The following is an 11,283-nucleotide window of genomic DNA, read 5'->3' on the forward strand; positions in this document are numbered from 1 at the left end:
AGAGGATTCTGCTTTGGCAGACCGGAGCGCGCGGGGGCCACAATGTTGAGGTTGTGCAGATAATGACGAAAACCGACTCTCCAGGGCACATCCAGATCCTGGGACAAAGGTGTCTCGCTCGGGAGTGTCCCGCCGCGAAGTGAGCGAAGGGCGCCAGCGCAATGACTGAGAATCTTTCCCCGGGGCGCCCTGCTCTGGAAACAATCGCTGCCTCGCATGGAGTCGCGAGCGATACGGCCTTCGGCGCGGTAACGCCGCCGCTCTACATGTCCAGCACCTATACGTTCGAAGGCTATGACCAACCGCGTGCTCATGATTATGGCCGATCCGGCAATCCTAGCCGCGATCTGCTCGCCGACGCACTTGCAAAGCTTGAGGGTGGCGCGGGGGCCGTCATTACCTCGAGCGGCATGGCCGCGATCGATCTCCTTCTTGGTCAATTTGGCCCCGATGATCTCGTCCTCGCGCCTCACGATTGCTACGGCGGCACCTATCGCCTGTTGAATGCGCGCGCCGAACGCCGCCAGTTTCAGGTCGTCTTCGTCGATCAGTCGAATGACAGGGCACTCGATGCCGCGCTTGAGGACGTGCCGGCCCTCGTTCTGATCGAAACCCCGAGCAACCCCCTCATGCGGATCGTCGATATAGCGGCGATCGCCGCCAAGGCCAAAAGTGCCGGTGCCGCGGTTGCTGTCGACAACACCTTCCTTTCGCCCGCGCTGCAGCGACCGCTGACGCTCGGCGCCGATTACGTCATTCATTCCACGACCAAATATCTGAATGGCCACTCCGACGTTATCGGTGGCGCGATCATCGCGGCTGATCCCGCACAGGTCGAGGTGCTGCGTAAATGGGCGAATGTCGTCGGCTCCATCGGCGCGCCCTTTGACGCCTGGCTCACCTTACGCGGCTTGCGTACGCTGTTTCCTCGCATCGAACGGCAGCAACTGACCGCAACCGTGATCGCCAATCATCTCGAGCATCATGCTGCAGTGGCGCGGGTGCATTACCCGGGTCTCAAATCCCATCCAGGCCACACGATCGCCCGCCGTCAGCAAAGAGGCTATGGCGCGATGCTCAGCTTCGAGCTTGTCGGTGGTGTCGAGGCGGTCCGTCGCTTTATATCGCATGTTCGTATGTTCACGCTGGCGGAATCGCTCGGAGGCGTCGAAAGCCTCGTCGCACACCCTGCGACGATGACCCATGCAGATATGGGTGATGAGGCCCGCCGCATCGCTGGCATCAGCGATGGCCTGCTGCGTCTGTCGGTTGGCCTGGAAGATGAAAGGGATTTGATCGCAGGGCTCGATCTTGGGTTGTCCGCATGTTGAAGCGACGACTCACCGCCGAATTCGACCACTAGGCGAAAGGAGGCGAGCCATGCCCACAGCTGTCATACTCATCGATCTACTGGGGCTAATTCTGATCGTTCTGGGATTCCATCTGGCGTTCCGCCAGAATCTGGTGCGCCGATGGTGGTCAGTGCTGCGCCATGAATGCCATGCGCCGGCTCGCTTGCAACCGCTGACCGACGAGGATCCCGCCCGCTATGCAATGCGCATTTCTGGAGTGATGATCCTTGCTTTTGGTGTCGCGATAACCCTCCTGTTCACGCTTTCCCACCTCCGCTGAGGTCGCTGGTGATGTTCACCCCAAATGCGCGTGGAGACGTACCGCAATATATTTGCGCTATGCCATAAATATTTTGAACTTCGGAGACCGGCTTCCGTGAGGCAATAGGCGCTCGTCTTCGGACGATGTTCTCACAATGACCGTCGCTTTTGCCGTCGGTCTGTACAGCGACGCGATAGCCATCTTCATGCCAGTACAGACTAGCGCGGGCGCAGCGCAGCCCTTCTTCGCGATCGACTCTCAGAAGTTTCTCTTTTCCTTCAGCAGTTATATTGCTGCAGCGGCTACGCTTGCGATCGCCTTTTCCGCAAGCTTGCCGCGCCCATGGTGGGCACTTCTCACCGTCTACGTCACCGCGCAACCTATGGCAGGGGCCTTCAGGCCCAAGATCTTCTATCGTCTCGGCGGTATAGTGACGGGTGCTGTGGTTACGGTCGCGCTGGTTCCGAACCTGCAGAATTCGCCCGAGCTTCTGATATTATGCCTGGCGGCCTGGACAGGCTTTTGCATCTATCTTGCCGTTCTCGACCGTACGCCGCGTGCCTTCCTGTTCCAGATGGCAGCGTTCAGCTCAGCCGTGATCAGTTTCCCTTATCTCGACGACCCGGGTAATATCTTCACCACAACCATATCCCGGGTCGAGGAAATGACGGTGGCCATCGTCTGCGTTTCGATCGCGCACGCCCTGCTCCAGCCATGGAGCGCCACCCCGGTCATCCGCAGCAAGGCGGAAGCGTTTCTCGCGCATGCGTCCCGCTGGACCGCCGAGGCGCTTGGAAGCCGCCATACGGCGCTGGAATATGAGCATCGTCGGACCCTTGCCGCCGACGTGACCGAACTTGGCATGATCGCCATCCACCTTCCGTTTGATCAACGCGCGGCGCCAGCAACGCGACGGTTGGTTCTGAGCCTGCAAGAACGTCTGGCAACGGTGCTGCCACTGGCATCGGCTGCAGCAAACCGGCTCGACCTTCTGCGGGAGCTTTCGCCGCTCGACGCCCCGCTTGAGGCGCTGATTGACGACGTCATCCTCTGGCTTGGGGGCGTGATCGACACGCCTGGCGCTGTTGAGCGTGCGCTTGTTGATCGGTGTCGATCCCTGGCAGCTCTTCATGAACAAACAGCCGACTGGGAGGGGCTTTTGGTCGTCAGCGTCTGCGAGCGCGTGGCTGAGTTTCTGGAAGCGCTGGATGACAGCCGCCGGCTCGTCCAGCAAATTGGGGGTGCGCCCGAAGGGCCACAGCCTGTCACGCCGGAAACGGTTAGCGAAAGCTACCCGCTTGCGCGGGACCATAGCGTCGCGGCGCTTGCTGGGCTCGCAACAGCCACGGCGATCGCGCTCTATTGCGCAGTGTGGATTCTTCTGGCCTGGCCCAATGGATCGGCCACGGCTGCCTTTGCCGCGTTAATCACCTGCTCGTTCGCGGTGCAGGACGACCCGGCGCCCGTGATTGGCCGTTACCTTGGCGCGACGCTGATGACATTCCCTCTGGCGGCGCTCTACCTGTTTGCGATCTTGCCGCGTGTCGATGGCTACGGAATGCTGATCGTCACTCTTGCGCCAGCGCTGCTCTGGATGGGGTATATCCAAGCCGACCCGCTGCGGTCCGTACGGGCTTTACCGATGTTTTCCTGTTTCATCGTCGGCCTTGGTTTTCTGGCGCGCTTTCAGGCGGACTTTGCCGTGTTCATCAACACCGGGCTTGCCCAGGTGGGGGGTGTCGTGACCACGCTCGCCGTGACCAAGTTGTTTCGTTCGACCAATGTGCTGTGGACGGCGCGCCGGATCGTACGGGGAAATTGGGCTGATCTCGAGCAACTCGCTAACATTCGCAGACCGTTCGAAGCCGAACGCTGGACGGGCCTGGCAGTCGATCGGCTGGGACAGATCGCGGCGCGCATGGCGGTTGCGCCCGCCGGCGATGCGCTACACGAGACCGATGGTCTTGCCGACCTGCGTATCGGCCGGAACATCATCCCGATCCGGCGCGCGCTGGTCGCCGTGCCCCATGACGTCCGTCACGCCCTCGGCATGGTGCTGTCTGAGACATCCTCCTTATTTCGCGCGCGCCGACAAGCCGGTGAAGCCGTGTCACCCCCGGTGTCTTTGCTTGAAGCGATCGATGCAGCAATCGACGATATGCTTGCGAGCGCGCAGCTTGCGCCACGCCATCAAGCGCTGCTGGCGCTCGTCGGCATGCGGTGCAACCTGTTCCCGGCAGCGCTGCCTTTCGAGAGTGCGCGCGCGCGATGATCGAGGAACTGCATCTCTTTGGCATCTATATGCCAGCCGCGCTCGTCTGGGCGGTTGTAGCGGGAATCCTCGCTTATTGTCTTCGCAATCTGCTGCAGCGCCTCCCTTTCTCCCAATTGCTTTGGCACCCGGGCGTTCTCGAGCTGGCGCTGTTCGCGACGCTTTGGTGGGCTCTGACCTTCCTTGCCGACAACTTCCTCTCCCGTGCTCTGGTATCCTGATATGATCCATCGTCGTTCCCTTCTGCGCACAGCGGTCACCGCGCTGGTGATCTGCATCGTGCTCGCGGCAATCTACGCCTTGTGGATGCGCTACCAGGTTGAACCGCTGACGCGTGACGGCAAGGTTCGGGCCGATCTCGTGCCGGTCGCCGCTGATGTCAGTGGGCTTGTCACCGAAGTGCGCATCCGTGACGATGAATTCGTGCGCAAGGGCCAGATTCTGCTGGTCATCGACCGCCCACGCTATCAGCTGGCACTCGATCAGGCTGACGCGAACCTGGCGACCCAGCGGGTGAGCCTGGCGCAGGCCGCGCGGGAGGATCGTCGCAATCGTTCGATGACCGAGTTGCTGGCGGCCGAGGTGATCGAGCAGGGGCGGGCGCGGGTCGATGCCCTTAGGACTGGACTGGATCAGGCCATTGCCGCGCGCAATCTGGCGCGGCTCAATCTGGATCGTACCTATGTACGTGCGCCCGTCGACGGGACGGTGTCGAACATGACGCTACAGCCTGGCGTCTACCTGAACGCCGGAAAGCCAGCGGTCGCGCTTGTCTATGGCCAGTCGCTGCGGGTGGAGGGGTATTTCGAGGAAACGAAATTGCCCGCTATCCATCTCGGCGATCCCGCGAGCGTTTACCTGATGGGCGTCGCCGACGAAATCACCGGTCATGTCGAAAGCATCGCCGCCGGGGTCGAAGATCGCGAACGCGCCGGGGGGGAAGCACAACTTGCCAACGTCAACCCGTCCTTCACCTGGGTCAGATTGGCGCAGCGCATTCCTGTGCGAATCAAAATCGACAAAGTGCCCAGTAATGTCCGGCTGATCCCGGGCCAAACGGCGACCGTGATCGTTCATGCCCGCGCTGTCGATGTGCCCGGTCGCCGGAGCCTGCCATGGTGAACCTTCGCCGGCTGCTGGCGCCGCTCGCGCTCTTCTGCCTGTCCGCCTGCGCAACCGTTGGCCCGAATTATCGGATGCCGGACGAGGCCCTCGTCAACGCGCCAAAAGGGCAGGGCGCGTTTATATCCGGCGGGCAGGGGACCACTAACGATCCGCTACCCGATCAATGGTGGAAGCTATTCGACGACCAGGTTTTGAACCGTTTGATCGAACAAGCGCTCATCGCCAACACCGATCTGCGGGTTGCCGAAGCCAATCTTCAGCGCAGTGACGCGCTGCTCGCCGAGGCACGAACCGGTCGAGAGGTCGGAGGCACCGCAAATCTGGAGACGAGCTGGGCGCAGCCTTCAGCAGAAGCGGTCATGCAACATGTCCAACCGCCGGAACATCAGATCTACAATGGCGGGCTTTCGATCAGTTACGACCTTGACCTGTTTGGCGGGATCCGGCGCGGTGTCGAGGCAGCCACCGCCGAGGACGAAGCCGCGGTTGCCGCCCGCGATCTGGTCCGGATCAACGTCGCGGCCCAGACAGCGCAGGCCTATGCCGATGTCTGCAACGCCGGGCACGAGATCGCGGACCTTCGCCAGCTAATTGCTGTACTGGACGAAGACCTGCGCCTCACCCGCCTTATGATTGCGCATGGCCGTGCGCCGAAGTTCGAGCAGGATCGCCAGCTAAGCCTGCTGGCAAACACCAGGGCGCGCTTGCCCCGCATGGAAGCAGGCCAGCGGAACGCTGTATTCCGCATTGCGACGTTGATGGGACGGGTGCCTGCAGAATTCGATCACGGCCTGCTAGGATGTCACGCGCCGTTGGTGCTGCGCTCGCTGATGCCGGTTGGGGACGGACAGGGGCTGCTCAAGCGACGACCCGATGTTCGCGCGGCCGAACGCCGATTGGCTGCGGCGACGGCACGGATCGGTATAGCAACGGCCGCGCTCTATCCCGACATCAAACTCGGGGCTTCGCTTGGCTCCACCGGCGCTGCGACAGACCTGCTATCGTCGTTGACCAATCGGTTTGGCATTGGCCCATTGATCAGCTGGAACATCCACCGAAGCGCAATTCGGGCGCGAATTTCGCAGAGCGAGGCGCAGACACGCGCTAATCTCGCGGCCTTTGACGGCACGGTGCTGAGCGCCTTGCGGGAGGTGGAAAGCGCACTGAACAACTATGCGGCCGATCTTGTGCGACTGGAAGATTTGAAAGCGGCACGCGGTGGCGCGGTACAGGTTTCCGAGCGAACGGCCGCTTTGCGGCGGGGTGGCAAGCTGGGAGGTCTGGTTGCGCTGGATGCCCAGCGCAGTCGGATCATTGCCGAGCAAGCCGTTACAGCCGCGCAGACCGATATCAATCGCGATCAGATTGCGCTTTTTTTGGCCCTCGGGGGAGGATGGTCAACACCGTCAAAGCAATGAGAAAACTGCACACGTCGGTTGTTCGCGGCCATGAGATCGACAAAATGCATCAGCCCTGTCTTTGACGGGGTGCAGCAGCGCCTGATCCTGTCTTCGCGCGTCGCGTTATCCAACCAATGTACCCGAGCACGACGAGAGCAGCTACCGCCGCAACGATTAGGCCGGTGGTTGTCACAATATCGGTCCTTTGTTTTAAGCTCCCCCGCGAATTCGGTTCCCTAAAGCTTTGTGTGCCTGTCGTTCAGTCGTTCGAGCATTTTCGTGATGGCAGTTTCGCCTCTGACACCGAGCGCTACTACGGCAACTCGAAGGACTTTCCTGTGCTCCGCTGATCCGGGGACAAGCATCGACGACCGCCGTGTCTTTGCGTCCCGGGTCTCATTCCACACGCGAGCGGCAACCAGTTCGATCTCCTGTCGCTCCGGCAAGCGCGTTTCGTTGATGCATGCCACGATCGCAGGATAGATGGCCAAGGTACGTGGCATTACGTCATCCTTTCAGGTGATTTCGATCCAGGAATTTGGCTCCCCGCGTGGATGGTAATGCGCCACTCTCAGACGAAGGGTGTGCATCGGGACTCGCGTTTCGTCCTTTTGATTTGTGGCGTTCGCGCCAGTCGCCGCCTTCGGCCCAAACGAGCATGCCCGCGATTGCGCTAAACAGAACCACCATGCGCAGGAAGTCGCTCGATCTGAGGGCACCACCAGAAACTGCCACGAGCAAAACCAGCATGGCTGGCGGCCCCCATTCGGGATGGCGGACGACCTTGAAGGCAGTCCAGCCCAGCCATGTAAGCACCAGTGCGGCTGCTAGACCGCCCAAGACTGCCGTGATTGCTTCAAAAGCGATATCAAGCATGTTCATCGAATGTGGACGGGTCAGTTCGCCACCGATTCCGGTGACTCGCTCGACCGCAATCCCCTCCATTTCTGCTTCTCATTATATATCGCGTTACGATATAAATAGCAAGACTGAGAGGGTGAAGTTTCTATCGTTAAGGAAAGGCGGCACCACAACAAGCTGAGCGAACCGACCTGAACGCTGGCAGCATGTCGGGCTACCGTGGTGTTAACGCACGCGATGCCCACGAGGAATACAAACCAGCTAGATTCTGCTAGCGCGTCCTTATGACAACGACACAGCATGCAGCCCTCAAAAGAGGTGCTGCCGACCTTGCGATCGATTTTGGAACAGCGAACACGCGGATCTATGTGCGCGGTTCTGGAATCGTGTTCGAAGAACCCTCGCTTTGCTGTTTCAGCGATGAGACCTGGGAACCGAAGTTGCTCGCTGTTGGTGAAGCCGTCACTCGCATCGTCGGTCGAACGTCGGGGCCGCTTCGCATAGCGCGTCCCTTGGCCCGTGGGGTGTTGAACGACATCGAAGCTGGCCGCGAAATGTTGCGCCATGCGATCCATGCAAGCATCGGTCGCCGTCGACTCCGATCACCGCGCGCGATCATCGGAGTGCCCGCCGATGCGACACATGCCGAGAGAACCGCCTTGGTAACAACCGCCAACGATGCCGGTGTCCGCGTTGTTGAACTGGTGCCCGAGCCGCTCGCAGCAGCGTTCGGGGCGGGACTACCCGTGGAAGAGCCGGAAGGTTCGATGCTCATAGAATGTGGCGCCGGGACGACGGAAGTCGGCGTGCTCTCACTTGGTGCACTTTGCGTTCAACGGTCGGTGCGTATCGGCGGGCATGCCCTAAACCAGGCTATCATCAATCATCTTCATTCCAGGCATAAGTTTCTGATCGGGCAAGAAACAGCCGAACGCGTAAAGCTGGAGATCTCTGAGCGACTCTTTGACGATCAATCCAATACGTCGGATCTGGAATTGAAAGGCCATAACGTTTTGTCGGGAGGCCCCGCTACTTTTTGTGTCAGCGCGCAAGAATTAATCGGCGTTATCGACCGCCATGCGGCTCTTATCGTAGACGTTGTTCGAGACGCTTTGAACGAGACACCGCCAGAGCTATCCCGCGATATTCATGATCGCGGGATCTACCTCAGCGGTGGCAGTGCCTCAGTGAAGATTCTTCAGCATGCTATAACGCAGGCGACAGGCCTGCGAACGCACGTCGCCGACGAACCCCTTCGCTGCGTCGCGAAGGGTCTTGGCGCTATGATGGTCTGAAGTCGGGCAGGGCTCGATCGCGCATCACTGAGTTTTAGCACTATCAGGCTGCTCGATATTCGCGATCGGCCGTCACGGCAGTTCGCCGTCCCGGGTCACCCTGACGATCCGAAGCCGTCGCTCGTGATGTTCGCGATCCGGCCAGAGAATCGATTGACCTTCTGCCAATCCGATCAGGCCTGCACCCACGAGCGTCAGTATCGATATTCGTCCGGCTTCGATGTCTGCGTCAGGCGGAAATACCAGCTTGAGGGTTCGGCGCGTGTCGCTCCCTTCATCGACGAATTCGACCGTCGAAAGCATCGTCACAATCCCGGCTGGCAGCTTTCCTGGACGATGAATTTTGGCGCGTTCAATCTCGGACAGGAGCAAAGCACTGACCTCCGGCTGGCGGTCTTCAATGCTCATAGCCAGGTCGGAGAGGCGGTCAGCTTCGCTGTCCAAAAGATGTATTGGGGGGCGCGCCGCGGGGCGGGTCATGATATGATACTTTCATGTGACGGGCGCGCAAATGCTTGCGCCGCACTCGTATGTATGTGTGTGAAAGGTAGCGACCCCGAACTCGAGCGGGAAGCCGCAAGGGAGTCCGGGGCTATTTGCCGGTCAGGAGTTGACCCGCGTGCGTGCGGACACGCTGCAAAAGATTGACGGTGCTCATCGTTTCAATGTGGAGGTTGATCCAAGGATTGTCAAACGCGGCACCACTTTCTCGCGTTCGAGCGATATTAGTTACCGATGAGCTCAAAATTATCCAAGTCACGCGCCATCAACGGCGGGGATGACATCTCCATCTAGCGCGGCGATTGCGGTTTGATAATAATAGGTATGTTAAGTTGATTATGCATGAGCTTCATCGGATATGCACATGCTGATAATACAGTTATCACATGTCCGTATTTGCCTCTCTTTATAAGGTGGCGTATGCTCGGCGCCGATGGAACGCGCTGCGCCGATCGATGAAACCGCCCTGGTGACGGGGGAAAGCGGAGCGCCCGCGCCAGCTGCGTCGGCCGACGATCTGTCGTGGGCGGTCGTGCAGATGCACGCGGGAGAACGCGTCGTCGTCAACGAGGCGCTGATTGCCGCCTATCAGGCCGCGTCGTCGCCCCACAGCATCCGCGCCCTCAAGTCCGACCTCGAAGCATTCGATCTCTGGTGCCGGCGCCACAACCGGGTCGCGTTGCCAGCGAGCCCTGAAACCGTGGCGGACTATCTCGACGCTCGCGCCGAGAAGGGGAGCAAGCCGGCTTCGCTCGGCCGCTACAAAGCGTCGATCGCCAAAATCCACATGCTGCTCGATCTCAAGGATCCAACGCCGGCGTCGCTGGTGAAACTCCGGTTGCAGGCGATCCGTCGTCGTCTCGGCACCGCGCAGAAGCAAGCGCGGCCGCTGCGCTTCAAGGGACCGGTACGCAATGTCGAACGTGACGAACCCCGCGGGCTGAATGTGCGGGCGCTGCTTGAGTGCTGCGCGGAGGATCTGCCGGGCCTGCGCGATCGCGCACTGCTCTCGGCCGGTTACGATACCGGCCTGCGGGCCTCGGAGCTGGTCGCGATCGAGGTCGAGCACATCATCGAGGCGATCGATCCCGACGCGCGGCTGCTCAGCATCCCGCGCAGCAAGGGTGATCAGGAGGGGGAGGGGGCGACCGCCTATCTGAGCCCGCGTACGGTGCGTGCGATTGCGGCTTGGTTGGAGGCGGCCGGCATAGGGGAAGGGGCGGTGTTTCGCCGCGTTAATGTGCGGCGATACAAGGCGAAGGCGGCGGTGCGCGGGCGATCCATCGATAGCATCTCGGGGCGAGAAAGCTGGGATCTGCGCAAGACACTGTCAAAATCTGCGGTGCCTGCGCGGGTCGAGTATGATGTGGGGGAGGGCGCGCTGCATCCCGCATCGGTTGGCCCGATCTATCGGTCGATGATCCAGCGCGCGTTCGACTGTGGAGCTCTGGCCGATCTCACCGCCGACGACCTGGTCCGGCTGCTCAAGGGGATCAGCGCGCATTCGACGCGCGTGGGGCTCAACCAGGACCTGTTTACCAGCGGCGAGGATCTGGCCGGCATCATGGACGCGCTGCGGTGGAAATCTCCACGCATGCCGCTTGCCTACAACCGCAACCTGGCTGCGGAGCAGGGGGCAGCCGGAAGGCTGATGGTCAAGCTGGGATGACCAGGTTGCTCCCCGTCTGGTCAAGACCGTGGGGTACCGCCTACCCATGAAATCGACTCGGCGCCTTCTATCGCCCAGCGAATTAGCCGCGACCTTGGGACAGGAAGGAGAAGTTTCGCTTTACGTTGCGGACACCTGACCGCGACCTCGACACAGATTGTTGCAGGCCGTTTCGCTTCGATCCTTCGTTCTATTATACTTCGTCCACGACAACACCGGAAACTAGCTGCAACAGTGCGCGCCCTTGCCATCGATCTGAATCGGCGGACAGGGAACAGTTCCATACGAACAGAACACACAGCAATCGCCGGGCTTGGGCCGAAGCATAGCGTTGCAGCCAGTACAGTCGTAGAAAAACTGGCAGGCGTTCGTTGGCATCTGCTCGGTCGTCATCGTGCCGCACTCGGGACAGGTGATCGTCGAACTTATACCAACCTCCGATGATACTGACTCACGGGGGGATTCCCAAAGCGGCGAAACTCTGACTCTATGGCTGTCGATTGGAGGGCATGGCCATGGGTGCAGCGATCGGAATGCGGAACGACT

11 protein-coding genes are annotated in these 11,283 nt (G+C 60.5%); 8 read left to right on the top strand and 3 right to left on the bottom strand.

Annotation, left to right across the window (positions count from 1 at the left end):
• Positions 1-161 precede the first annotated feature (161 nt).
• The 6 genes from metB to ACP7BY_RS14575 all read left to right on the top strand — a co-directional run bounded on the left by metB (position 162) and on the right by ACP7BY_RS14575 (position 6,429).
• Entirely contained in the window at positions 162-1,331 is a 1,170-nt protein-coding gene (gene metB / locus ACP7BY_RS14550; protein ID WP_033965542.1) for a cystathionine gamma-synthase, read from the top strand.
• Positions 1,332-1,380: 49 nt separating this feature from the next.
• On the top strand, positions 1,381-1,632 hold the full coding sequence (locus tag ACP7BY_RS14555) for a hypothetical protein (RefSeq protein ID WP_033965541.1): 252 nt from the start codon (positions 1,381-1,383) through the stop codon (positions 1,630-1,632).
• A gap of 187 nt (positions 1,633-1,819) precedes the next feature.
• Positions 1,820-3,886 (top strand): FUSC family protein, encoded by a 2,067-nt coding sequence (locus tag ACP7BY_RS14560; protein WP_426288170.1) that lies wholly within the window; start codon positions 1,820-1,822, stop codon positions 3,884-3,886.
• On the top strand, positions 3,883-4,107 hold the full coding sequence (locus ACP7BY_RS14565; protein ID WP_033965540.1) for a DUF1656 domain-containing protein: 225 nt from the start codon (positions 3,883-3,885) through the stop codon (positions 4,105-4,107). The genes ACP7BY_RS14560 and ACP7BY_RS14565 overlap by 4 nt, the downstream gene beginning before the upstream one ends.
• 1 nt (position 4,108) lies before the next feature.
• Positions 4,109-5,008 (top strand): efflux RND transporter periplasmic adaptor subunit, encoded by a 900-nt coding sequence (locus tag ACP7BY_RS14570; RefSeq protein WP_033965539.1) that lies wholly within the window; start codon positions 4,109-4,111, stop codon positions 5,006-5,008.
• A complete protein-coding gene (locus tag ACP7BY_RS14575) occupies positions 5,002-6,429 on the top strand; it encodes an efflux transporter outer membrane subunit (RefSeq protein WP_137902486.1) in 1,428 nt (475 codons plus the stop codon). Before ACP7BY_RS14570 ends, ACP7BY_RS14575 begins: the two co-directional genes overlap by 7 nt.
• Positions 6,430-6,918: 489 nt before the next feature.
• Here ACP7BY_RS14575 and ACP7BY_RS14580 read toward each other — a convergent pair whose 3' ends face one another.
• Positions 6,919-7,356, bottom strand: coding sequence for a hypothetical protein (locus tag ACP7BY_RS14580; RefSeq protein WP_033965537.1), 438 nt, complete (start codon positions 7,354-7,356; stop codon positions 6,919-6,921).
• A 200-nt stretch (positions 7,357-7,556) separates the two neighbouring features.
• On the opposite strand from ACP7BY_RS14580, the gene ACP7BY_RS14585 reads away from it, so the two are divergent.
• Positions 7,557-8,567, top strand: a complete 1,011-nt coding sequence (locus ACP7BY_RS14585; RefSeq protein ID WP_137902487.1) for a rod shape-determining protein — start codon at positions 7,557-7,559, stop codon at positions 8,565-8,567.
• A 72-nt stretch (positions 8,568-8,639) separates the two neighbouring features.
• On the opposite strand, the gene rnk is transcribed toward ACP7BY_RS14585, so the two are convergent.
• Complete coding sequence (rnk, locus tag ACP7BY_RS14590; protein WP_033965536.1) at positions 8,640-9,047, bottom strand: nucleoside diphosphate kinase regulator; 408 nt, start codon at positions 9,045-9,047, stop codon at positions 8,640-8,642.
• A gap of 454 nt (positions 9,048-9,501) precedes the next feature.
• Between rnk and ACP7BY_RS14595 the strand changes: the two genes are divergently transcribed.
• A complete protein-coding gene (locus ACP7BY_RS14595) occupies positions 9,502-10,737 on the top strand; it encodes an integrase (RefSeq protein WP_405053036.1) in 1,236 nt (411 codons plus the stop codon).
• Positions 10,738-10,959: 222 nt separating this feature from the next.
• Here ACP7BY_RS14595 and ACP7BY_RS14600 read toward each other — a convergent pair whose 3' ends face one another.
• On the bottom strand, positions 10,960-11,262 hold the full coding sequence (locus tag ACP7BY_RS14600) for a GDCCVxC domain-containing (seleno)protein (RefSeq protein ID WP_426288171.1): 303 nt from the start codon (positions 11,260-11,262) through the stop codon (positions 10,960-10,962).
• Positions 11,263-11,283 lie beyond the last annotated feature (21 nt).

The organism is Sphingomonas sp. PSPC2-2, from assembly GCF_049897725.1.
Taxonomy (GTDB): domain Bacteria; phylum Pseudomonadota; class Alphaproteobacteria; order Sphingomonadales; family Sphingomonadaceae; genus Sphingomonas.

What these genes read in the sequence shown, in the direction of transcription:
- metB (WP_033965542.1), top strand. Translation starts at nt 162, where the DNA reads ATGACTGAGAATCTTTCCCCGGGGCGCCCTGCTCTGGAAACAATCGCT.
- ACP7BY_RS14555 (WP_033965541.1), top strand. Translation starts at nt 1,381, where the DNA reads ATGCCCACAGCTGTCATACTCATCGATCTACTGGGGCTAATTCTGATC.
- ACP7BY_RS14560 (WP_426288170.1), top strand. Translation starts at nt 1,820, where the DNA reads ATGCCAGTACAGACTAGCGCGGGCGCAGCGCAGCCCTTCTTCGCGATC.
- ACP7BY_RS14565 (WP_033965540.1), top strand. Translation starts at nt 3,883, where the DNA reads ATGATCGAGGAACTGCATCTCTTTGGCATCTATATGCCAGCCGCGCTC.
- ACP7BY_RS14570 (WP_033965539.1), top strand. Translation starts at nt 4,109, where the DNA reads ATGATCCATCGTCGTTCCCTTCTGCGCACAGCGGTCACCGCGCTGGTG.
- ACP7BY_RS14575 (WP_137902486.1), top strand. Translation starts at nt 5,002, where the DNA reads ATGGTGAACCTTCGCCGGCTGCTGGCGCCGCTCGCGCTCTTCTGCCTG.
- ACP7BY_RS14580 (WP_033965537.1), bottom strand. Translation starts at nt 7,356, where the DNA reads ATGGAGGGGATTGCGGTCGAGCGAGTCACCGGAATCGGTGGCGAACTG.
- ACP7BY_RS14585 (WP_137902487.1), top strand. Translation starts at nt 7,557, where the DNA reads ATGACAACGACACAGCATGCAGCCCTCAAAAGAGGTGCTGCCGACCTT.
- rnk (WP_033965536.1), bottom strand. Translation starts at nt 9,047, where the DNA reads ATGACCCGCCCCGCGGCGCGCCCCCCAATACATCTTTTGGACAGCGAA.
- ACP7BY_RS14595 (WP_405053036.1), top strand. Translation starts at nt 9,502, where the DNA reads ATGGAACGCGCTGCGCCGATCGATGAAACCGCCCTGGTGACGGGGGAA.